Origin of the sequence: Paenibacillus aurantius, from assembly GCF_032268605.1 — a bacterium.
In the GTDB taxonomy this organism is placed as follows: domain Bacteria; phylum Bacillota; class Bacilli; order Paenibacillales; family NBRC-103111; genus Paenibacillus_AO; species Paenibacillus_AO aurantius.
This window is the reverse complement of sequence record NZ_CP130318.1, coordinates 687501-710619: the sequence shown is the minus strand read 5'-3', so window position 1 is coordinate 710619 and position 23119 is coordinate 687501. Positions and strand designations below refer to the sequence as shown.

Below are 23119 nucleotides of genomic sequence, written 5' to 3'. Positions count from 1 at the left end.
AGTATATGGGAGACAAAATCCGGATATGACAGCTCCCCCTCCGGCCAACAAAAAAAGCCCCGTCAAGAAGAGGACAAGTCCCTCGGACGGAGCCACTGCCAAATGCGGTCCATCACCTTCTGCAGGTTGGACACGCCGTTATCGTCTACTTTGTCCCAGCGGAAGTAATCGGTATGGCCTCCGACGATGTTCACCTCATCGCTAACCTTCGGGGCTCCGAAACAGGGCTTTCCGAGCCAGGTCACCCAATCCCCGATTCTTCCCGCCTTGCGGAGGGCATGCACTCGGTTGTGCCAGTCCTTGTGAATCCACTGCTCGGGAGCCCCCACCAGAATAACGCGGGCTACCCGGTAGCCGTCGTCGCTCAGAAGCTGGGCGGTGTTATAGGCGGCGATGCCTCCCCCGCTGTGTCCGATCAGAATGATGTCCCCGCTTCCGTATTGATCGTAATCGGCCTTGATTTTCTCATAAGCGAGCCGGCCTCCGATGTTACGCTCGTAACGGACGTACATATCGCGGCTTACCTTAAGCGCCTGCTTGGCCAGGTGCCGGTAGAACCGCTTGGAATGCACCCCATCCATGGAGCCGTAGGGATAGAGGTCCCGGACATGGACGAAGGCATAGCCTTCGGAACGGTACCGCTCCATAATATCCCGCATGGCCCCGGCGAACATCCGGCCGGATTCCCAGGTTCCAATCCCGGACAGGAAGTAGACGGATACGGCCTTCTCAGCGGTCCGAACGGCATCGCCCGTCTTCTCCGCCCCCACGTTTCCCTCACTCGCTGCGGACGGGATGGAGCCGGTGGAAACGGCGCCTGAATCGCAAAGGCTGCCGCCTGCCTTTCCTGCTTCGCCCGCCTTCCGCCCCGTGTTCGTCTCTGCCGCCGTTTCTTCCGTTTCCATTCCGTTTCCTCCTTCCGGATTCGGACGATTCCCCCGCCCCTCTAAGAATAGCCGGGCGGCATCCGCTTCTCTTGCTCCCCTTGCTTCTCTGACCGTCCGCCTGCCATAACGAAAACCGTCTTCCGGTTAGGTTGCGCCGTATCCTTATTTTTCAACACAACGAATAGACTTTAACCGCCTCCGGGCTATCCTATCCGTCAGCATTCGTACTATTTTCTAGCCCCATCATAGCACTTCCCCAAAATCTCCGTAAACCCGACACGCCGGCGGGCCTTCCCAATAAGCACCCGAACCTATATGCCCTTACGCAAGCCTGTGCCCGCTCCCCAAGGCAGCAAAAATCCCTCCTTCCTAAGAAAGAGGGATGGTCTTATTCAATATCGTTTGGAGGAAGCCGCTTTCCGGCTATCCGTCTCCATCAGCTTTGGAGCCGGTCCTTGAGCAGCTGCAGCCTCGGTTCGACTGTCGCCGGAATAGGCTCGTGGCCGAAGTACCGGTACACATGCATTTCCTTGGAGCATTGGAGGTGATTATAGGCCGCGAATACGGTGGAAGGCGGGGTGATCTCGTCCACGAGACCGACGCACATCCACGTATGGCATTGGATCCGGGAAGCCAGGTTCATGACGTCAAAATAGGAGAGCGTCCGTTTCGCCATGTCTTCGATGGCCGGATTGGAATTGCGGCGGAAATATTCGTTAATCTCGAGATAAGGCCCCTTCGGAGCCAGGTCAATCGCCCGCTCGAAGTTCGACAGGTAAGGATACTCCGCCAAAGCAAGTGCAGGCAGGTCCGACAAAGCGGCGGCGGCCAGCGTCAGCGCCCCTCCCTGGCTGTCTCCCGCTACGGCGATCCGTTTGGCATCGACCTGGTCGAGTGAGGCCAGAATATCAATCGCCCGGACGGCATCCATGTAAACGGCGCGGTAGTAATATTCCTCCGGGCTCATGATTCCCTTCGTCATCCAGCCCGCCGTCCCTCCGTGGGAAGGAACGACATTGTCCACGCTGTCTCCCTGCTGTCCCCGTACGAGCATTTGAAGCGAAGCATAGCCCCGCAGCGCCCAGTTAACCGTTTCGTGCAGCCGGCCGTCAAAGGCCCAATTGTAGCCGTGATAAAGCACAAGCCCGGGATGAGGTCCCTCACCCGCGGGAAGCGCCAGCCACCCGTCAATAGGCGCATTCAGGAACCCGGAGAAGGTGATGCGGTAAACCATGACGCCCTTAACGGGATAAGAGTAGGGAACAAGGTCGTAGGTCATGGGAACCGTGGAAAGCTCATCTAGGGTTCCTTCCCAGAAATCATCGAAATCATGCTGCCGGGTCAATCCCGGTTTATACGTGCGGAGCTGATCCAAGGACAAATCATAAGGCTGCGGCAAACGAAATCACTCCTTAAGGGATGATGGGTTTCTTCTATCTTACCTTTCTTGGAGGCGGGGAACAAATTTCGCTTATCCCATAAGAGGAAGGCGTACGGTAACCGTAGTTCCCAGTCCCACCTGACTCGTCAAGTGCAGGGTTCCCCGGTGATCCTGGATGATTTTATGGCTCACCATCATGCCGAGGCCCGTTCCGTTCTCCTTGGTCGTATAGAACAGGCTGCCTACCTTCGCGAGCTTGTCCGGAGGAATGCCGACTCCCTGATCCGTCAGGCTGACCGCCACCATTCCCTCTTCTAATCTTACGTCGATAAGGATCTCTCCGCCCTGAGGCATCGCTTCTATGCCGTTCTTAAGAAGGTTGATGAATACCTGTTTGATTTGATTGTCGTCTCCGTTTATGTATACGCGGGAAAGAAAATTAAACTGCTTGATCAGAATGACGTTGTTCATGATGGCCTGGGTCTCGATAAATGACACGACATGCTCTAGAAGCCGGATCAGGTCCTGCCTGCTGAACTTCGCCTCCCGCGGCTTCGAAAGCACCAGCAGCTCTCCCACAATGGATTCAATCCGGTTCAGCTCGGACGTGATGATGTCCAGATAACCCGCCTTGGCCCCGCTCGTCTGCATAAGCCGGACGAAGCCTTTGATGGCGGTCAGCGGATTGCGGATCTCATGGGCGATTCCTGCGGCGAGTTCTCCGGCAATTGACAGCTTCTCGGAGTTGCGCAGCATCTCCTGCGTCTGTCTGGACTCGGTCACATCCCGTCCGATCGTCAGAATCTTGTCGACCTCGCCCTTGAAGCTCCGGATTTTCCGGAGGTTCGTTTCGAACCAGATGTAATGCCCGTCCTTGTGTCTTACCCGATAGGTCAAGGGAGCAGCGGGATTGCCCTCCTGCCTCTGGAATTCCTGAAGCAGCCAGACATCGTCCGGATGTACATACAGGATGGCCCGGGTGCCTACCACTTCACCGGCATCATAGCCGAGGAGCGTCCGGACGGAAGGGGAAATGTACCGAAGTATCCCGTCATCCGCCGAGACAAAGGAAATCAGCTCCTGGGCATGCTCCGAGATCAGGTTGTACAGCTCGACGCTTTGGCGAAGCTCCTCGTCGTATTGGTAATGGTCCGTCACATCTTCGGTGGTTCCTACCAGCTTTACGGGCTTGCCCGATTCGTTAAGGACAGCCTCCGCCTTCGTGACTACGGTCCGGACCGTCCCGTCGGGCCGGATCAATCGGTACTGAATCCGGCAGGGTACTCCCGCGACCGCCTCCTTAAAACTCCGGAGGACCCATTCCCAGTCCTCGGGATGAACATATTTCTCTCCGTAACCTGCGGGCGGTTCATTGTCCATTGGCATCTTCAGCAGGTCGTACATGCCCTGGGACCAATATACCCGGGATTCTCCCAGGTTGACCTCCCATCCTCCCCACTTTCGTTCGGGAGCCGGCTGTGCGCCGGGGCGGGTGCGGTTCCCCTCCAGCTTCTGCTGGGTGATATCGAGAAGCTGGACCAGAAAGCCCGTGCCGGTCCCCTTATCATCCCGGACGAGGGACACGGTCATCAACGCCCAAACGGTTGTCCCGTCCTTATGATGAAACCGCTTTTCGGTTTGGTGGAAATCCTGCTTGCCTTTGCCCATCAGGAGGATGTAATAAACGTCAATCGGGAAGTCCTCCTGATAGGTCAGGCTCGTGAAGTTCAGCTTAATGATTTCCTGTTCCGAGTAGCCGAGCATGCGGCATAAAGAAGGGTTTACCTCCAGCACATCCCCTTCCAGCGAGGCAACAGCCATGCCGAACGAAGCGTATCGGAACGCTTTTTCAATAAGGCTCTCTCCCTGATTATGTACGTCCGCACGGCATTTTCTCTCTTCCATGCCCGACCATCCCCCGTATCCTTGCCTTATGCCGTCTGTATCGAGTCCACAGCCCGTCCGGATCTTACGATCCGTTCACGGCATCCAGCACGTCCTGGGCATGGTTCTTCACCTTTACCTTGCGCCAGGCCTTGATCAGCTTCCCTTCCCCGTCGACAAGAAAGGTGGAGCGCTCCACCCCCATATACTCTCTTCCGAACATCTTCTTCAACTGCCAGACCCCAAAGCTCTCGCATACGCGGTGCTCCGGATCGGATAGCAGAAGAAAAGGCAGCTGATGCTTCTCGATAAATCTTCCATGGGACTTCAAATCGTCGGGGCTGATGCCGATAATTTCGGCGCCTGCCTTGCGGATTTGCGGGGTAAGATCGCGGAAATCACACGATTCCTGCGTACACGTCGGCGTCATATCCGCCGGATAAAAGTAAATCACGAGCTTCTTTCCCCTGAAATCTTCAAGGGAGACCGATTTTCCGTTGGACGCTTGCAGCTTGAAGTCCGGAATGGGTTGCCCCTCTTGCAGATGCTGGGCGTTCGTCATGACGTTCCTCCTGTTGTCGTGGCTCTTCCGAAATGACCACCGGATAAGCAACAAGGTTTTGCAATTCTGCCTTATATTGTCCAGTTCCCGCGATTTTCCATATTTCCTTATATTCTGCTCTCTCTGTGGACTCCTGTCAACTCTTGGTTGAAAGCCTTATCATGCAAGCGGCGTCCGGCTTTTCCTTCTTTACGAGCCCGCTCCCCGGTAGCGGCGGATGCCGTAATTCCAGAACAGCAATCCGGCCCCCGCAAAGCCTGCGCCGACGGCCGGCGTCAGCAGCGCCATGGCGCCCCAGTTCGTCTTATCGAGGAAGTAGGCTGCCGGGTAGAAGCCTACAAAGGCAAACGGCAGCACCCAGGTGAGCAGGGCCGTAAGCAGGCGGTTGTAGATGGTCACCGGGTAACGCCCGTAGTTCTGCAGGTTCCAGATCAGCGGAAGGATTCCTGTCGGCGCATCGATATAGAACGAGATGGCGGTAAAAATCAAATAGATTCCTCCGTAAATCAGAACGGAGCCCAGCGTCAGCAGCACAAACACAAACGGATCGTACCAGACGAACTCCATCCCGGCGGAGTGCCAAGCCGATCCCATGATGACAAGACCGACTATGGAGCCCGCAAGCGCCGGAGGATCCATGTTCTCAAGAATAAGCTGGGCGAGATTATGCGCCGGGCGTGTCAGTACCCGATCGAGCTCCCCTTTGACGATGTAGCGCTCCGAGAAGCCCCACAGGTTGAAGAAGCAGCTGAAGATGCCGTACGGCACCATAAAATACCCGTAAATGAAGAGCACCTCAGCCTGTGTCCACCCTCCGAGCACCGGAGTATGGAGGAATACTACTGTAATAAACAGGAGATTGATCCCTTGAAACAGCAGATCCGACAGCACCTCAACCCAGAAGTCAGCCCGGTAGGTGAGCTTGGTTTTGACGTAATTCTTCATATAATCCGTAAACAAAGCCGCATAGAACATCGCCTTACCCTCCCTGTACGAACAGCCGGTAGCGGGCCCGCCGCCACATGGCATAGATCGGAATAAGAAGGGCCAGGAACCAGAACAGCTGGACCCCGAGCACCCCGCCGACCGAGCCGCCCGTCACTTTCCCCGTAAACACCGCACCCGGCAGATAGGTGATCGCCTGGAAGGGAAGCAGCCGAAGCAGCGTCTCCGCCCAACCCGGGAAGAAGGTCACCGGAATGATCAGCCCCGAGAACAGGTCGACCGCCACCCGCTTCATCCGCATCATGCCTTCGTTGTTCTCCACGAAGAAGGCAAAGAGCCCGGTCAGAATGTTGATCTGGGAGTTGATGAGGAAGGCCATACCAAGCATCAGCAGAAAAATGAGCCAGGTTCCCGGATTCGCCGGCAGTTTCACCGGAAAGATCAAACAAGCGGCGATCATCCCCGGAATGGAGAACAGCAGCAGGCGGAAAATGCCTTCTCCCATTCCCTGCATCACCTTGACGAGCAAGTACTGATAAGGCCGGATGAACTGAATCGCCACGCTCCCGTCCTTGATCTCGCCCGCGATTTCCCGGTCCAGGTTGTTGAAGTAGAACGCACGGGCCATCCACGAAACCGCCACGTAGGTCGTCATCTGCGTCATGTCGAGTCCGGCGAGCGTCCCGTTATCCTGATAGATCGCCTTCCATAGAAAATACTGGGCTCCAATGTTGAGCACATAAATGAGAATGCCGCTGTAATAATTGACCCGGTAGGCAAGCATCATGAGAAACCGCATCCGGATCAGCTCGAGATAGGCGCCGGTCATGACTTGGACCCGCCCTTCCCGGCCGTCTGAAGCTCTCTCGAGCCCTCCCCTTCATCCCTTCGCGGAGACAATTCCAGCCCCCGGGACGACCGGTTATAGGAGGCCGAGCCCGATTTATAAATTTCCCGGACAATGTCGTCGGTGTTCGTCTCAATAATCTGAATGTCGGCAATGTCCATCACCCCGACTACCCTGGCGAGAACATCCGATATTCCCGCATGCTCGGCCGGAACCCACACCTTGGCCGTGTAACTGTTCTCCATCGTCCATTGAACCCGGAGCCCTTCGGTCAGCCGTTCAAGGTTATCGAGGGCAGCGGCCTCGGGAAAGCGAAATACGACTTCCTTGCCCTGTCCCCAGCGGTTCTTAAGCTCCTCCAGCCCCCCGTCATAGATAATCTTCCCGTCGTCGAGCATGATTACGCGCGAACAAAGCGCTTCAATATCCTGAAGATCATGCGTCGTGAGCAGAATGGTCGTGCCGTACCGCCGGTTCAAGTCCTTCAGAAACTCCCGGATTTCCGTCTTGACCACAATGTCCAGTCCGATCGTAGGCTCGTCCAGGAAGACGATGGCCGGATTATGGAGGAGGGAAGCGGCCAGCTCGCAGCGCATCCTCTGTCCCAGGCTAAGCTTGCGGACGGGCCGGTTCAGCAAATCCCCCAGGTTAAGGCGCTCCACCAACTCGTTTAAGCGCTGCCGGTAATCCTCGGCGCCAACCCGGTACACCTTGCGCAGCAGCTGGAACGATTCGATGACCCCAATGTCCCACCATAGCTGGCTCCGCTGGCCGAACACGACGCCTATGCCGCGGACGAATTTTTCTCTTTCTTTATAAGGAATGAATCCGTTAACGCGAATATCCCCCGATGTCGGAACGAGAATGCCCGTAAGCATTTTGATCGTTGTCGATTTTCCTGCCCCGTTCTCTCCTATATATCCGCAAATTTCCCCTTGGGGAATGGTGAAGCTGATGTCGTTTACCGCTGTCACGTGACGATACTCCCTGCGGAATAAATCCTGCAGCGCTCCCTTAACTCCTTCCCGGTTGCGCTGGACTTTGAATTCCTTGCGGAGGCGGCTTACTTCTATGGCGTTCAATCAATTTTCCTCCCGTGTCAGAAATTGGCCTTCGGTTTTCCTTGCTAACCCTGCAAGAAACCCATTATAATGACTAAATGACAAGTTTTGTCGAAGGGAATAAAGGTTATAAAATACTATACAATATGATACATCAAATAACGGACGAGTAAAACGCGCCAAATCCAGGAGAGGAGCCAGTTTTATATGCGCCGATTCTTTAAATGGGTCATGCTGACCCTTTGTCTGTGTGTGCTCGGATACGGAGGCTATTACGGTCTATCCATATACAATTCCTTGAACGGACTGAGCAAAGAAGGAAAGGATTCGATTTTTACCAATCCGAATCACGCCACTCCCATAAGCCAGGAAGAGCCGCCCAAGTGGGAGGGCAAGAACCGGGTGAACATTTTGCTGCTCGGAGGAGACTCCCGCGGCAAGAAGAACAGCGAGCCTCCGCGCTCGGATTCCATTATGATCGCATCCATCGATCCCGTTACGAAGAAGGCCACTCTCTTCTCCATTCTTAGAGATACCTACGTGAAGATCCCGGGGTACGGCAGTGATAAGATCAACGCCGCTCTCGCCTACGGCGGAGCCAGCCTGGCCATGAAGACCGTTTCCGATTTTACCGGACTTCCTATTCAATACTATGTCTATACGGACTTCCAAGGCTTCATGGCTCTCGTGGACGCTATCGGCGGCATCGACCTCGATGTAGAGAAGGATATGAAATACAGCGATGCCTGGGACGGTCATGAATTCGACATTAACCTGAAGAAGGGCTACCAGCATCTCGACGGCAAAACGGCTCTTCAGTACGTCCGCTTCCGTCATGACGCCACCTCCGATTTTACAAGGACGGAACGTCAGCGCAAATTCCTGACCGCCGTGGCCGAGAAGATGCAGACCACCTCGAACATCCTGAAATTCCCGAAAGTTCTGCAGGCCGTCGATCCTTACATCGATACCAACCTTCCGGTCAGCGATATGATGAAGCTCGCTTCTCTCGGCATGGAAGCCAAAGGCCAAGGCATCGACTCGCAACAGCTTCCGCCCATGGAACTGCTGGAGGAGAGAACGGTAGGCGGAGCGTCCGTCATTTCCGTGAAGCCGGATAAATTGAAGACCTTTATCCAGAACAAGCTGGAGGGCATTGATCCTTCCGCTTCCCCGTCGCCCTCCCCTACCTCGGCCAGCCACCGGAAGCAGCAGGAAGCTTCCGAGCTGACTTCCCGCCGGTAAGGAAGACGGAAACGAGAATACAGGCAGGGTTCTTGCCTTGTCCCGAAGCCCGGCCATGCTGCCGGGCTTCTTTTATGCGCTGTGCGCCATAATCCCCTATCAGGAGGCTAACCCTAATGAACCGAACCCGATCCAACGAGCTGTACGAGCAAGCCCTTCAGCATATAGTAGGAGGAGTCAATTCCCCTTCCCGGTCCTTTAAAGCGGTAGGCGGCGGCGCCCCTGTCTTCATGCAAAAGGCCAACGGGGCCTATTTCTGGGATGTCGACGGAAACCGCTATATCGATTACCTGGCCGCTTACGGGCCCATCATTCTCGGCCATGCCCATCCTCATGTGACCGAGGCCATCACGCGGGCGGCGGCCAACGGCACCCTCTACGGCACGCCGACCGAGCTCGAGATCGACTTCGCCCGAATGCTGAAGGAGGCCATCCCTTCCCTGGATAAGGTGCGTTTCGTCAACTCGGGAACAGAAGCCGTCATGTCCACGATCCGGGTCGCGCGCGCTTACACAGGGCGGGCCAAGATCATCAAGTTCGCCGGCTGCTATCACGGCCACTCCGATCTCGTCCTGGTGGCCGCGGGCTCCGGGCCCTCCACGCTCGGCATCCCGGACAGCGCCGGCATCCCGCTCAGCCTGGCGAGCGAGGTCATCACCGTGCCGTTTAACGACCTGGCGGCGCTCGAAGAAGCCCTTGCCGTCTGGGGCGGAGAAACGGCCGCGGTGATGGTCGAGCCGATCGTCGGCAACTTCGGCATGGTGATGCCGAAGCCCGGCTTCCTCGAAGGGCTGTGCCGGCTGGCGCGGGCCCATGGTGCGCTCGTCATCTACGACGAGGTGATCACGGCCTTCCGGTTCCATTACGGCTCCGCCCAGACCTACGCCGGGCTGCCGCTGGAGACGCCTGGCGGGTGGGACGCCGTCCAGCCCGACCTGACGGCGCTCGGCAAGATCATCGGCGGCGGGCTGCCGATCGGCGCCTACGGCGGGCGCCGCGAGATCATGGAGCAGGTGGCTCCCCTCGGTCCGGCCTACCAGGCCGGGACGATGGCGGGCAACCCCGCCTCCATCGCCGCGGGCATCGCCTGTCTGCAGGCGCTCCGCGAGCCGGGGACCTACGCCCGGCTCGAATCGCTGGCGGCGGCTCTCGCCGACGGCCTCTCCGCGGCGGCGCGGCGGCACGGCATCGCCCTGACCGTCAACCGGATCGGCGGCGCGTTCTCCACCCATTTCTGCGATCACCCCGTCACGAATTATGACGAGGCGCAGGATACGGATGGAGAACGCTTCGCGCAATTCTTCCGGTTGATGCTCGAGCAGGGCGTCTGCCTCGCCCCGTCCAAGTATGAGGCGTGGTTCCTGACCACGGCTCATACGGAGGACGATACGGCCGCCACGCTGGCCGCCGCGGAGCGGGCCTTCGCCGAGATGGCGAAGCGCGGCTGAGCCTTTTATTCCGGCTCCGTACGCCCCTTCTGAGGCTATGGTTCCCAAGCCGGATAACGGTATGGCAGGAACCGGTCTTTCTTCTAAAAAGCTGCCAAAGACGAACCTTTTCCGTCATTCGGAAAGGGTTCGTTCGCTTTTGGCACAGACCCCTCCCCGTCCATTTCCTTTATTCACCATTATGCAATATAGACAGCGCTTACATTTCTTGAAAACGACAAGGAAGTATTGTTAGATGCCAATATTCGTGTTATTCTGTTTATACCTATAGATTAAGAGAGAATCCCCTTTTTTATCCCTTCACCGGGTAAACCTTCCTTTTTTCGAGTCTTACTCCCCTAAGACGACATGCCGCACCAGCCCGGCTATGCCCAGATGTGACAACTGGTTTTATACAGTTATTTTGAATTTTTATTCATTTTATAAACGGGAGGTGGAGGTCAGGAACCTGACCTGTACTACTATGAACCAAGCCATGATCAACGAAGGCCGCTTCCGCAATCTGCTAGAAACCGAACATGACAGCTGTGGAATTGTATGCATTATCGAGAAAAACGGCCACCCTTCCAGGGATAACATACAAAAGACGATTGATGCCCTTGTTAAATTGGAACATCGTTCGGGTTTTATCAATGGAGAAGGCGACGGCTGCGGAATTCTGACCGACATCCCCCGCGCGCTCTGGGAAAAGAAGCTGCAGGACGCCGGTCTGGACGGGAAGCTGGCTTACGATAAGCGTTTCTCCATCGCCCACATCTTCGTGCCTCGCAAGCTGGCTATTTCCGCCGCCGACATGCAGGCCTCCATCCGCGAAATGTTCCGGGAGCACGGCGTTCGCATTGTGACGGAGCAGGAGAACCAGGTCGACAACTCCGTTCTCGGACCGAACGGTCTGAACGACGAGCCCGTTTTCTGGCAGGTCGCCGCTCTCTGCGAGAAGGAAGGCGTGAACACGGCCGATCATTTGTTTGAGCTTCATGTGGCGATCGAAGCCCGGTTTACCGTGCACGTCGCAACGCTCAGCAATACGACCGCCGCCTACAAGGTGATGGGAGCCGCCAGCATTCTGCCGCTCTACTTCAACGACACGCGGGATCCGTTGTTCGCCGCCCAGGTAACGATCGGCCATAACCGCTATTCGACGAATACGCTCTCCAGCTTCTTCCGGGTTCAGCCGTTCTCGCTTCTCGGCCATAACGGGGAAATCAACACGGTCAAGAAGCTCCGCCTCGAGGCCGACATGGTCGGCGTTCCGCTCGTAGACGGCGGCAGTGACTCGCAGGACATGAACCGGACGATCGAGACGTTCATTCACCGCTCCGGCATGAGCCTGTTTGAAGCGATGGAAGTGGTCTTCCCTCCGATTCACAACGAAATGAAGCTGTTCCGCGGAGAGCTTCAGGATATGTACGTGTACTTCCGCCAAATCTGGGGCCACTATGCCCAAGGTCCGGCCGGGATCGTGTCCCGCTACGGCAACGAGTGCATCTTCAGTGTGGACGCACTGGGCCTTCGTCCGGTATGGATGGTGGAAACGGAAAACTCCCTGTACTTCTCCTCCGAGCAAGGCGTCGTAACGGTCGGCGAGATGATCGCCGAGCCGAAGCCGATCGCTCCGGGCGAGAAAGTCGGCGTCGTGCTGACCCCGGGAGAATACGTTCAAGTGCTTCCGTATACAACTGTTCAGTCGCTTGTGCATGAGCGCGTAAGCAAGCGCGTGGATTTCAGCGGCATGCGCAAATACCTCGGCTCCGTCGAATCCGGCATCACTGCCTCTGCGAACGAAGTGCTTCAAGTGAATGATGCGCTGTACAGCGCGAACGGCTGGGACCGCGAAGGCATCCAGCAGATCGAGTCGATGTCCGAGACCGGCGCCGAGCCGATCCGCTCCCTCGGTCATGACGGCCCTCATGCGGCCATCAACTGGGAGCGCCAGAACATTCCCGATTTCATCAAGGAAAGCGTAGCGGTGGTCACCAACCCGGCCATCGACCGCGACCGCGAGATGGAGCACTTCTCCACCCGCGTTGTCGTCGGCCCTCGTCCGGTTCTCTACGGACAGCCGGACAACCGCCTGCGCATCGAGCTGCTGGCCCCGCTCGTTCTCGAAAGCCTGAACGGCGTGGACAGCGACAAAGACCTGAACCAGCTTTCCTATGAGCAGCTGCTCGCAGCCTTCCGTGCCCAAGGAGAGAACGCTGTAGCCGTTCTGTCCGCCACGTTCGCCCGCGGCACGTCCATCCAGGACGGCCTGAACGAGCTTGCCGCTCAAGCGGTGGAAGCCGTTAAGAACGGCGCTATGCTGGTGGTGCTGGACGATTCCGAAGCCCACCGGAACGACCGCTTGTGGCTCGACCCGCATCTTGCGGTATCGAAGGTCGACATTGCCCTGCGGGAGCACAAGCTGGGACACGGCGACAACCTTCGCCGCCAGACTTCCCTAGTCCTCCGCTCAGCGGCGGTCCGCAACCTGCATGACATCGCAGTGGCTTGCGGTCTAGGGGCTGACGTGATTTCGCCTTACCTGCTCTTCGCTACGGCTGCCGCCAAATCCGGGGCTCCCGCCGCGAAGAAAGTCTATACGGCCTTGAACAAAGGCCTGGAGAAAGTCATCTCCACCATCGGAACCCACGAGCTGCGCGGATACACCCGCTTCTTCTCCTCCATCGGTCTGAATCCGGAGGTGGCGGAGGTGCTCGATATCGTGAACTACCTGGGAAGCGACAAGGCCGGAACGGGCTTCGCCAAGCTGGAAGCCGAAGCCGAGAAGCGCTACGAGGACTTCACGAATCCGAAGGCCAAGGCCGCCCGCAACTTCCACTTCTTCCAGCGCATGTGGAAGGCGTTGGGTGAAGCGGCCTCGGGAGCGGCGCCGTACAGCGATTACCGCGACAAGCTTCGTGAGGAAGAGAAGCGCAACCCGATCTCCATCCGCCACGTAGCCGACTTTAACTACGAGAAAGCGCTGGAGGGCCGTCAGCCTCTTAACCCGTCCGATGTATCCATCGGAATCGGCGGGCATGATCTGCCTATGCTGATCTCCTCCATGTCCTTCGGCTCGCAGAACGAAACGGCTTTCCGGGCGTACGCCGAAGCCGGCGAACGGCTGAACATGGTCACGATGAACGGAGAAGGCGGCGAGATCAAGGATATGCTCGGCCGCTATCGCAGAACGCGCGGGGCCCAGGTCGCATCCGGCCGCTTCGGGGTTAATGCCGAGCTTGCCAATGCAGTTGCCTTCCTGGAGATCAAGATCGGCCAGGGAGCCAAGCCTGGAGAAGGCGGTCACCTGCCGGGCTCCAAGGTTACGGCCAAAATCGCCGCGGCCCGTAACGCCACCATCGGATCGGACCTGATCTCGCCTTCTAACAACCACGATATCTATTCGATCGAGGACCTGGCGCAGATCATCTCCGAGCTTAAGGAAGCGAGCGGACGCAAGGCGAAGGTCATTGTGAAGATTCCGGTCGTACCGGGAATCGGAACGATTGCCGTCGGGGTAGCCAAAGCAGGCGCCGACGTCATCACCCTCTCCGGCTTCGACGGCGGAACGGGTGCTGCCCGTATCCACTCGATCACGCATGTTGGGCTTCCGACCGAAATCGGGACGAAGCTGGCTCACGTAGCTCTGATCGAAGCCGGTCTGCGCCACCGCGTTGAGCTCTGGTCTGACGGCGGTCTGAAATCCGGGGCCGATGTCGTCAAGATGCTTATGCTCGGCGCGAACCGCTGCGGCTTCGGCTCCATCGCGATGCAGGCCATCGGCTGTACGACCTGCCGCGGCTGTCATCTGGATACGTGTCACGTCGGGATTGCCACGCAGATTGACTCCATGGAGGAAGCCGAAGAGAAAGGCCTTCGCCGCTTCGTTCCGCGGGAGTACGACCTCGCGGTCAACAGCCTGGTCCGCCTCTTCGGTGCCATCGGAGAAGAGGTTCGCGAGATTGTCGCGGCACTCGGCTTTAAAGATGCCCAGGATCTCGTCGGCCGTTCCGATCTTCTGCAGCAGGTGAACTGTCTCGATCAGATCGACTTGAGCGAAATCCTTCGTCCGGCTCCGCTGCAGTTCATCAACATCGGCGAGTCTCTGGATGAAGCCGCCGTCGCCTCTTCGGATATCCAAGTTGCGGCGGGCGCAGAGGGCCAGGCCTTCTTCCCTGAGTCCCTGTCCTTCGCCACTCCAGTGGAGCGTACCTGGTCCAAGGTAACGGGCGAAACCCGGATTATCGGAAGCCGCTACTCCAGCCACCGGGTGCGCAGCAGCCAGGACAACGACAAGCTTCCGGCCATTTCCCTCCGTCTGACGGACGGTTCGGTACCGGGTAACGGGCTTGGTGCCTTTAACGCGAACGGAGTCAACATTACCGTAGACGGCGGTGCGGAAGACGGAGTCGGCAAAATGTCCAACGGCGGTAAAGTGGCCATTCTCAAGTCGCCTGGCAAGAACAAGGAGCTCATCAACGGCTCGGTAGGGAAATCCTTTGGGTATGGAGCCCAGCGTGGGTTGTTCCTTATCCAAGGCAGTGCCGATACGCGTGCCTGCATCCGGTTCTCGGGGGCGGACGTGGTCTTCGGCGGTGAGATTACGACACCGATCCAAGACGAGCTTGGGGCCATCGCAAGCCGGGCCAACCTGAAAGGCTTCGCCTTTGAATACATGACCAACGGCCGTGCCGTCGTGCTCGGTGATCCGGGTCCATGGATTTGCGCCGGGATGACCGGAGGCGTGATCTACCAGCGCCTGAACCCGGAAATGGGCTTTGACATTGCGGCTATCGAACGCCGGATTGCCAAAGGCGCCAAAGTCAAGATCGAGCAAGTGGGTTCGCAGAGCATCAAGGACCTGAACGAGCTGCTCGGTGCTTACCGCAACGAATTGGCGGCATCGGGTCAATCCGAAGCCGCGGCGAGTGTCGATAAGCTTTTGGCCGACCTCCCGACCCACTTCGTGCGCATCGCCCCGGTTGGCCTTCAGGCGGACCAGTCGGTCGCTACGGAATAATACGAACCTTCTTCTTTATAGATACACTTGGTTTTCGCTCCCTTTTCACTCCTCTGCTGCTCCGGCCGCAGAGGAGTTTTTTGCGTTATCCTTTAGTCTCCACGGCCTCTCCCCTCTTTTCCTTCTCCTCCTCCTTCCTCTCTCCCGGCCGATGTTTTTCTCATTCTTCTCTCTTCCCACTGTCACGCCCCGCCCCCTGTCCCGAATAGAATAGAGTACTTCACTAACCTTAGTCCTCTTACATAGTCTTCAGAGCCCCACCCGATTGGAGGGATTGGCCATGGATTGGACCACCAAGCTTTTTCGCTCTCTTCTGCTTGCCCTTGCCGGTAACCGTGCCGCGGAAGCCCTTGCCTTAAAGTATGGCCTTCGTCTCGGAGCAGACAAATTCGTAGCCGGCGAAACGCGGGCAGAGGCGCTGCGGACCGTCAAACAACTGAACGCCAATGGCCTTCTGGCCACCATTGATCATCTGGGAGAGGGCATCCGTCACCTTAGCGAGGCAGAAGCCTTCCGGGACGAGTACCTGGCGCTTCTGGAAGACATCAGCCAAGAGGAAGCTAAAGCCAATGTCTCCCTTAAGCCTACCCAGATGGGCTTAGCCCTGGATCCGGAGGCGGGTTACCGCAACATTCGAGAGATTGTCGACAAGGCCAGGGCACTTGGCAATTTTGTCCGGCTGGACATGGAAGATTCCCGCTATACCGATGCTACCCTGCAGGTGGCCCGCCGGCTTCATGCGGAAGGAATGGGCAACGTCGGGGTGGTGATCCAAGCGTATCTCTACCGGTCCGAATATGATATCCGCCGCCTCTCCTCGGAGAAAGGGAATGTTCGTCTCGTCAAGGGAGCTTACAAGGAGCCGAAGGACAAAGCCTACCCGAAAATGAGCGAGGTCGACATCCAGTTCAAGAGGCTGATCAAGCGCCGTCTGTTGTCCGGCCTCTATACAGGGATCGCCACCCACGATGAACCGATCATCGAATGGACCAAACGGTTCGTGGAGGTTCACCAGGTGCCTCTGCACACCTTTGAATTCCAAATGCTGTACGGCATCCGAATGAAGCTGCAGGAAGAACTGGCTGCCGAGGGCTATACCGTCCGCTGCTACGTGCCCTACGGGCGCCTCTGGTTTCCCTATTTTGTGCGCCGGCTTGCCGAGAGACCGGCGAATGTAGCCTTCCTGCTAAAGTCGCTGCGTAAAAAGTAAGCCTGCCGTTCCAAGCCGCTTTCCCGCTTTGTTATCCACTAGTTTTCCAAACTGGTTATATCCTTTTCTTCATCCAAGAAGTTGGATATCCCCCTTTTCTCCGTCCAAGAAGCTGAATTTACCCGATTCTCCCGTCAAGCCGGCCAAAAGGAGGTCATGCCTGATGCCAACCCGACAAACGGTCTCTCTGCTTAAGGCACCCTTTGACTTGGGGGCTGGAACCAGAGGCTCCTGCCTGGGCCCGGAAGCGATTCTGCATGCCGGTCTAATCGAACGACTGGAGGCGTTGGGGCATACCGTTCTTTCCGAGCCTTCCCTCCCTTCTCCCCGCAAAGGAGTGGTGTTCAGCAATCTCCCCCTTCTGAATTTGCCCCAGACGGTTTCCTTTAACCGGTATTTGGCTTCCGCCGTTCATAAAGCGGTGGCCAAAGGACATTTCCCTCTGTTGCTAGGCGGAGACCACAGTCTGGCCATCGGCTCTCTGGCGGGGTTGGCTCTCAACGGACGCCAGCCGGGGGTTCTATGGATCGATGCCCACGCGGATCTCAACACCGAAGCCACGAGTCCGACCGGCAACATTCATGGGATGTCCTTGGCTGCTTCCCTTGGTTTCGGACATCCCCATTTGACCGGACTTCGCCCTCCGTCCCCTAAGCTGGATCCTGCCCGGGTCGTCCTGGTGGCCTCCCGGGATCTGGATCCAGGGGAACGGGAGTTTATCCGCCGTACCGGCATCCGCTGCTTCACCATGCAGGACATTGACCGCTGGGGGATGGGGACGGTGATGGAGGAGGCCATTGCCACAGCGGGAAGCGGGCCGGATGGGATTCACCTTAGCTTCGATGTGGACAGTGTGGACCCTTCGGCCGCCCCGGGCACCGGCACCGTGGTTCCTGGCGGGTTGACCGTCCGGGAAGCCCGGATGGCCATGGAGATGCTTCAGGAGAGCGGTTTGGTGAGCTCGGCGGATTTCGTTGAAGTCAATCCTCTGCTTGACCTCCGCAACCAGACCGCAGAACTGGCTGTGGATCTGATCGCCGCTCTGTTGGGTGAGCGTCTCCTATAGCGGAGGCGGGATAGGCCTTCCGGCTTTCCATTGAGGCTATGGCAGAAAGCCACCGGTTAAGGAGGCATTGGTGACGTCTCGTTGACTCCCACCCCCTATATGTCCATCCGGAGAAGGAGGATCGCTTATGTATACTTCATCCGAGCTGATCGACCTGGCGGAAACCTTGGCCGCTCCAACCTACCAACCGCTTCCCATTGTCATCTCACGGGCCAAAGGGGTCTGGGTGGAGGACCCGGATGGCCGCCGTTATATGGATATGCTGAGCGGGTACTCGGCCCTTAACCAAGGCCATCGGCACCCTCGGATTATTCGGGCCCTCAAGGAGCAATCCGGCAAGGTAACCCTGACGTCCCGCGCCTTCCATTCCGAAGCCTTAAGCCTCTTCCTGCAAAAAGCATCCCGCTATACCGGGAAGTCCATGGTCCTTCCGATGAATACGGGAGCCGAAGCCGTGGAAACCGCTCTTAAGGCCGCCCGCCGATGGGGCTACCGAGTCAAAGGGATTCCCGAGAACAAGGCGGAAATTATCGTTTGCGAAGGCAATTTCCACGGCCGGACCCTCGGCGTCATTTCCTTCTCGAGTGTAGCGGAGTACCAGGAAGGCTTTGGTCCCTTGCTTCCTGGCTTCCGCATGATTCCTTATGGCGATCTGCAAGCGCTGGAGAAGGCTATAACGCCTCATACCGCGGCTATTCTGTTGGAACCGATTCAGGGAGAGGCCGGCATCCGGATTCCTCCGGAGGGGTATTTAAGAGGCGTTCGCGACCTGTGCAGCAATCATCGGGTGCTGTTCCTCGCCGATGAAATCCAAACCGGCTTTGGCCGGACCGGCCAGCGGTTTGCCTGCGACTGGGAGAATGTCATTCCCGATGTCTATATTTTAGGCAAAGCCTTAGGTGGCGGCGTGCTCCCCATATCGGCCGTCGCCGCGGATCCGGAGATCCTGTCCCTTTTTCAACCTGGCAGCCATGGTTCCACCTTCGGAGGGAATCCGCTTGCTTGTGCCGTAGCGTCCGCCGCCCTGGACGTGACCGAAGACGAAAACCTCTCCTTACGATCGCGGAATCAAGGAAAGTACCTGCTGAAACGGTTGTCCCAACTGAACAACCCCGCCATAAAAGAAATCCGGGGAAGGGGCCTCTTCCTCGGCATTGAACTGGACCGTCCTGCGAGGCCTTACTGCGAAGCGCTTCTTCAGGAAGGGCTGCTCTGCAAGGATACCCATGAGACCGTCATCCGCCTCGCACCTCCCTTGATCATTACACGCAAGGAGCTCCAATGGGCCGCCGAGCGACTGGAAAACGTACTGGGGTAAGCTACGGTCCACGCCCTATCCCATGCACACTAAAAAACACAGATCCTGGAGAGCGATCTGTGTTTTGCTTTTTTAAATGGCAGCCGATGCCAACCGATAACCTTTCGCCCGTTCTACTGCAGCGGCTCCAAGTTGACCGACCTGTCGGTGTTGTTCCAGGAGACCCGGTAATTTAAGGCTTCTCCGATAAGGCGAAGGGGGACCATTTTCTGCCCCTCGATGAGACGTGGGGCGGCTTCCACCAGGTCCTCCCTCCCATTCACCATGCATTTCGTGGTGCCGATCATCAATTGGACGGAAGAACTTCCTTTTTGCAAAGTGAGCAACTGAAGCTGGTCGTCCCAGCTCATCTGAGCCCCAAGCCGATCCACGATCGACTCGACCGGAACCAGCAAGGTGTCATCATAGAGAGCAGGAGGCATATTCATCTCAACGGCTTGACCGTTAATAGTTACGGGAATAGAGGAATCGGCTTTTGCCCATCCGGGAGCGAAGGCCAAAGCTACCAGAGTGACAAGGGATAGGGTTAGTTTTTTCATAGAGGAAGTCTCCTTTTTCTGGAATACTACTTCTTACCCATATCTTTATGCCCCTTAACCGTTCGCTATGCCGGCTTGTCCTCTTTTTATTTCTTGCTTGCTCCGAGCCTTCGGTTCAGCTAAGTTGCTCCGGTCCCTCTGTTCAGCAAAGCCGCCGGTCAACAATAACAAAAAAGCCCCCGGGTTTCCCCGAGAGCTTGTAGATCCTAAGTATGGTGCCGGTGAAGGGACTCGAACCCCCACGGTTTCCCTCACGATTTTGAGTCGCGCGCGTCTGCCAATTCCGCCACACCGGCCAATTGCAATAAGTATATTAACTTCAGAAAATAAAAAAAATGGCGTTCCCTGAGAGATTCGAACTCCCGACCTTTTGATTCGTAGTCAAACGCTCTATCCAGCTGAGCTAAGGGAACATCCATATGAAGATGGAGCGGAAGACGGGAATCGAACCCGCGACCCTCGCCTTGGCAAGGCGATGCTCTACCGCTGAGCCACTTCCGCATAAAGATGGTGCGGTCGAGAGGACTCGAACCTCCACGGGGGGTTAGCCCACACGGACCTGAACCGTGCGCGTCTGCCAATTCCGCCACGACCGCATATTCTGTTGTCTTTACCATAAGAGGTAAAGTGGTGAGCCATGAAGGACTCGAACCTTCGACACCCTGATTAAAAGTCAGGTGCTCTACCAACTGAGCTAATGGCTCATGCTAAAATGGGGCGATCGACGGGAATCGAACCCGCGGATCCCGGAGCCACAATCCGGTGCGTTAACCACTTCGCCACGACCGCCATAAGGAGAAACCGTTAAGTTCCTTCAAGTAGGTTAAATCTTCAGGTCGCGAATCATACGTGGCATTAAAAGGTAAAAAATGGCGGAGCTGACGGGATTCGAACCCGCGGTCTCCTGCGTGACAGGCAGGCATGTTAGGCCTCTACACCACAGCTCCATGTTTGGTTGCGGGGGCAGGATTTGAACCTGCGGCCTTCGGGTTATGAGCCCGACGAGCTACCGAGCTGCTCCACCCCGCGATAGTGTGTTTCATATGGTGGAGGCTGACGGGATCGAACCGCCGACCCTCTGCTTGTAAGGCAGATGCTCTCCCAGCTGAGCTAAGCCTCCATATGATGTGGTGACCCGTAGGGGATTCGAACCCCTGTTACCTCCGTGAAAGGGAGGTGTCTTAACCCCTTGACCAACGGGCCTTGCTTTATGCTTCTCCGTTATGCGCTTGTCCTATGTAAGATTGCTTGGTCAGCTGCATCTTACATGGTTCTAAGTACCATCCGCAGGAGAAAATTTCCGCTTGGCAACGTCCTACTCTCCCAAGATCCTGCGATCTAAGTACCATCGGCGCTGGAGGGCTTAACGGTCGTGTTCGAGATGGGAACGTGTGGTTCCCCTCCGCCATCATCACCAAACGTTTTTGCGGTTGATTCTGCTTCCCGCTTTCGCTTCAGCAAAATACGTTACCTTGTAAAAGGCCCGCAAGTTCAAGGTTTGCACCCTGAAAACTGGAATCGAAGCTTACGTTTGTTCATCCTTTTGCTCCCCTAATGGGGTCATGAATAAGCCCTCGACCGATTAGTATTCGTCCGCTGCATGCCTTACAGCACTTCCACGCCGAACCTATCTACCTCGTCGTCTACAAGGGGTCTTACTAATTGGGAAATCTCATCTTGAGGGGGGCTTCACGCTTAGATGCTTTCAGCGCTTATCCCGTCCGTACTTGGCTACCCAGCGGTGCTCCTGGCGGAACAACTGGTACACCAGCGGTACGTCCATCCCGGTCCTCTCGTACTAAGGACAGCTCCTCTCAAATTTCCTGCGCCCGCGACAGATAGGGACCGAACTGTCTCACGACGTTCTGAACCCAGCTCGCGTACCGCTTTAATGGGCGAACAGCCCAACCCTTGGGACCTACTTCAGCCCCAGGATGCGATGAGCCGACATCGAGGTGCCAAACCTCCCCGTCGATGTGGACTCTTGGGGGAGATAAGCCTGTTATCCCCAGGGTAGCTTTTATCCGTTGAGCGATGGCCCTTCCATTCGGTACCACCGGATCACTAAGCCCGACTTTCGTCCCTGCTCGACCTGTACGTCTTGCAGTCAAGCTCCCTTCTGCCTTTGCACTCTGCGAATGATTTCCAACCATTCTGAGGGAACCTTGGGGCGCCTCCGTTACGCTTTAGGAGGCGACCGCCCCAGTCAAACTGCCCGCCTGACACGGTCCCTCTCCCGGATTCACGGGAGGAGGTTAGAACCTAGATACGATCAGGGTGGTATCCCAACGTCGCCTCCTCACAAGCTGGCGCTCATGACTCTCTGGCTCCCACCTATCCTGTACAGATCGTACCCAAGTCCAATATCAAGCTGCAGTAAAGCTCCATGGGGTCTTTCCGTCTTGTCGCGGGTAACCTGCATCTTCACAGGTATTAAAATTTCACCGGATCTCTCGTTGAGACAGCGCCCAAGTCGTTACGCCATTCGTGCGGGTCAGAATTTACCTGACAAGGAATTTCGCTACCTTAGGACCGTTATAGTTACGGCCGCCGTTTACTGGGGCTTCGGTTCACAGCTTCGCTTGCGCTAACCGCTCCCCTTAACCTTCCAGCACCGGGCAGGCGTCAGCCCGTATACTTCGCCTTGCGGCTTCGCACAGACCTGTGTTTTTGCTAAACAGTCGCTTGGGCCTTTTCACTGCGGCCCCCTCGGGCTATTCACCCTACCGAGGCACCCCTTCTCCCGAAGTTACGGGGTCATTTTGCCGAGTTCCTTAACGAGAGTTCTTCCGCGCGCCTTAGAATTCTCTTCTTACCTACCTGTGTCGGTTTGCGGTACGGGCACCTTCACCTGGCTAGAGGCTTTTCTTGGCAGCATGAGTACAAGACCTTCGGTACTGTAATTTTCCCTCCCCGTCACAGCTCAGCCTTACAGTGTGCGGATTTGCCTACACACCAGCCTCGCTGCTTGGACAGACTCTTCCATCCGTCTGCGTCTCTTCCCTTCTGCGTCACCCCATCGCTCGTAGCGGTTTACGGTGGTACAGGAATGTCAACCTGTTGTCCTTCGACTACGCCTTTCGGCCTCGCCTTAGGTCCCGACTTACCCTGAGCGGACGAGCCTTCCTCAGGAACCCTTAGGTTTTCGGCGGACAAGATTCTCACTTGTCTTTTCGTTACTTATACCGGCATTCTCACTTGTGTGCTCTCCAGCGCTCCTTACGGTACACCTTCAACGTACACACAACGCTCCCCTACCCATGCATTTCTGCAAGCCATAGCTTCGGTGGCGTGTTTAGCCCCGTTACATTTTCGGCGCAGAGTCACTCGACCAGTGAGCTATTACGCACTCTTTCAATGGTGGCTGCTTCTAAGCCAACATCCTGGTTGTCTGGGCAACTCCACATCCTTTCCCACTTAACACACACTTGGGGACCTTAGCTGATGGTCTGGGCTGTTTCCCTCTTGACGATGGATCTTAGCACTCACCGTCTGACTCCCGGGGTCCAAGTTCATGGCATTCGGAGTTTGACTGGACTTGGTAACCCTTGGCGGGCCCCGCACCCAATCAGTGCTCTACCTCCACGACTCAACCCCCGAGGCTAGCCCTAAAGCTATTTCGGGGAGAACCAGCTATTTCCGAGTTCGATTGGAATTTCTCCGCTACCCCCACCTCATCCCCGAATTTTTCAACATTCGTGGGTTCGGGCCTCCAGTGCGTGTT

15 protein-coding genes, 10 tRNA genes and 2 rRNA genes (1 of these 27 running past the window's edge) are annotated in these 23119 nt (G+C 56.8%); 6 read left to right on the top strand and 21 right to left on the bottom strand.

What is annotated here, in order from left to right; translation table 11 throughout:
- Positions 1-62: 62 nt before the first annotated feature.
- The 7 genes from MJA45_RS03585 to MJA45_RS03555 form a co-directional block, all read right to left on the bottom strand.
- Positions 63-905, bottom strand: coding sequence for a hypothetical protein (locus tag MJA45_RS03585; RefSeq protein WP_315605920.1), 843 nt, complete (start codon positions 903-905; stop codon positions 63-65).
- A 418-nt stretch (positions 906-1323) separates the two neighbouring features.
- The gene (locus MJA45_RS03580) at positions 1324-2286 is read right to left on the bottom strand and encodes an acetylxylan esterase (RefSeq protein WP_315605919.1); all 963 of its coding nucleotides are present in this window, start codon (positions 2284-2286) and stop codon (positions 1324-1326) included.
- Positions 2287-2358: 72 nt separating this feature from the next.
- A complete protein-coding gene (locus tag MJA45_RS03575; protein ID WP_315605918.1) occupies positions 2359-4173 on the bottom strand; it encodes a PAS domain S-box protein in 1815 nt (604 codons plus the stop codon).
- A 64-nt stretch (positions 4174-4237) separates the two neighbouring features.
- Positions 4238-4714, bottom strand: a complete 477-nt coding sequence (gene bcp, locus MJA45_RS03570; protein WP_315605917.1) for a thioredoxin-dependent thiol peroxidase — start codon at positions 4712-4714, stop codon at positions 4238-4240.
- A gap of 189 nt (positions 4715-4903) precedes the next feature.
- Complete coding sequence (locus MJA45_RS03565) at positions 4904-5689, bottom strand: ABC transporter permease (RefSeq protein ID WP_315605916.1); 786 nt, start codon at positions 5687-5689, stop codon at positions 4904-4906.
- A 4-nt stretch (positions 5690-5693) separates the two neighbouring features.
- Positions 5694-6488, bottom strand: coding sequence for an ABC transporter permease (locus tag MJA45_RS03560; protein ID WP_315605915.1), 795 nt, complete (start codon positions 6486-6488; stop codon positions 5694-5696).
- Entirely contained in the window at positions 6485-7588 is a 1104-nt protein-coding gene (locus tag MJA45_RS03555; protein WP_315605914.1) for an ABC transporter ATP-binding protein, read from the bottom strand. The genes MJA45_RS03560 and MJA45_RS03555 overlap by 4 nt, the downstream gene beginning before the upstream one ends.
- 186 nt (positions 7589-7774) lie before the next feature.
- Here MJA45_RS03555 and MJA45_RS03550 point away from each other — a divergent pair, with 186 nt between their 5' ends.
- From MJA45_RS03550 to MJA45_RS03540, 3 genes are all read left to right on the top strand, one after another.
- Complete coding sequence (locus MJA45_RS03550; protein ID WP_315605913.1) at positions 7775-8812, top strand: LCP family protein; 1038 nt, start codon at positions 7775-7777, stop codon at positions 8810-8812.
- Positions 8813-8928: 116 nt separating this feature from the next.
- Positions 8929-10260: a glutamate-1-semialdehyde 2,1-aminomutase gene (locus MJA45_RS03545; protein WP_315605912.1), complete on the top strand. Its 1332-nt coding sequence runs from the start codon at positions 8929-8931 to the stop codon at positions 10258-10260.
- 463 nt (positions 10261-10723) lie between these two features.
- Positions 10724-15262, top strand: coding sequence for a glutamate synthase-related protein (locus tag MJA45_RS03540; protein WP_315605911.1), 4539 nt, complete (start codon positions 10724-10726; stop codon positions 15260-15262).
- Between the two features lie 45 nt (positions 15263-15307).
- Here the strand turns inward: MJA45_RS03540 and MJA45_RS03535 are convergent, their stop codons facing one another.
- Positions 15308-15448, bottom strand: a complete 141-nt coding sequence (locus MJA45_RS03535; protein WP_315605910.1) for a hypothetical protein — start codon at positions 15446-15448, stop codon at positions 15308-15310.
- Between the two features lie 94 nt (positions 15449-15542).
- Between MJA45_RS03535 and MJA45_RS03530 the strand changes: the two genes are divergently transcribed.
- The 3 genes from MJA45_RS03530 (at position 15543) to MJA45_RS03520 (ending at position 18856) form a co-directional block, all read left to right on the top strand.
- Positions 15543-16472 (top strand): proline dehydrogenase family protein, encoded by a 930-nt coding sequence (locus MJA45_RS03530; RefSeq protein ID WP_315605909.1) that lies wholly within the window; start codon positions 15543-15545, stop codon positions 16470-16472.
- A 163-nt stretch (positions 16473-16635) separates the two neighbouring features.
- Positions 16636-17538: an arginase gene (gene rocF / locus MJA45_RS03525; protein WP_315605908.1), complete on the top strand. Its 903-nt coding sequence runs from the start codon at positions 16636-16638 to the stop codon at positions 17536-17538.
- Positions 17539-17665: 127 nt separating this feature from the next.
- On the top strand, positions 17666-18856 hold the full coding sequence (locus tag MJA45_RS03520) for an ornithine--oxo-acid transaminase (RefSeq protein WP_315605907.1): 1191 nt from the start codon (positions 17666-17668) through the stop codon (positions 18854-18856).
- A gap of 113 nt (positions 18857-18969) precedes the next feature.
- Here MJA45_RS03520 and MJA45_RS03515 read toward each other — a convergent pair whose 3' ends face one another.
- From MJA45_RS03515 to MJA45_RS03455, 13 genes are all read right to left on the bottom strand, one after another.
- Positions 18970-19395: a copper amine oxidase N-terminal domain-containing protein gene (locus tag MJA45_RS03515; RefSeq protein ID WP_315605906.1), complete on the bottom strand. Its 426-nt coding sequence runs from the start codon at positions 19393-19395 to the stop codon at positions 18970-18972.
- A gap of 213 nt (positions 19396-19608) precedes the next feature.
- Positions 19609-19691 (bottom strand) — tRNA-Leu (locus tag MJA45_RS03510).
- A 40-nt stretch (positions 19692-19731) separates the two neighbouring features.
- Positions 19732-19808, bottom strand: a tRNA-Arg gene (locus MJA45_RS03505).
- A gap of 13 nt (positions 19809-19821) precedes the next feature.
- Positions 19822-19896: transfer RNA gene (locus MJA45_RS03500), tRNA-Gly, on the bottom strand.
- A gap of 7 nt (positions 19897-19903) precedes the next feature.
- Positions 19904-19991 (bottom strand) — tRNA-Leu (locus MJA45_RS03495).
- Positions 19992-20023: 32 nt separating this feature from the next.
- Positions 20024-20099, bottom strand: a tRNA-Lys gene (locus MJA45_RS03490).
- 9 nt (positions 20100-20108) lie between these two features.
- A tRNA-His gene (locus MJA45_RS03485) sits at positions 20109-20184 on the bottom strand.
- 81 nt (positions 20185-20265) lie between these two features.
- Positions 20266-20342: transfer RNA gene (locus MJA45_RS03480), tRNA-Asp, on the bottom strand.
- 5 nt (positions 20343-20347) lie between these two features.
- Positions 20348-20424: transfer RNA gene (locus MJA45_RS03475), tRNA-Met, on the bottom strand.
- Positions 20425-20439: 15 nt separating this feature from the next.
- A tRNA-Val gene (locus tag MJA45_RS03470) sits at positions 20440-20515 on the bottom strand.
- An 8-nt stretch (positions 20516-20523) separates the two neighbouring features.
- A tRNA-Glu gene (locus tag MJA45_RS03465) sits at positions 20524-20598 on the bottom strand.
- A gap of 99 nt (positions 20599-20697) precedes the next feature.
- Positions 20698-20814: ribosomal RNA gene (rrf, locus tag MJA45_RS03460) — 5S ribosomal RNA — on the bottom strand.
- 143 nt (positions 20815-20957) lie between these two features.
- A 23S ribosomal RNA gene (locus MJA45_RS03455) occupies positions 20958-23119 on the bottom strand (it continues 763 nt past the right edge of the window).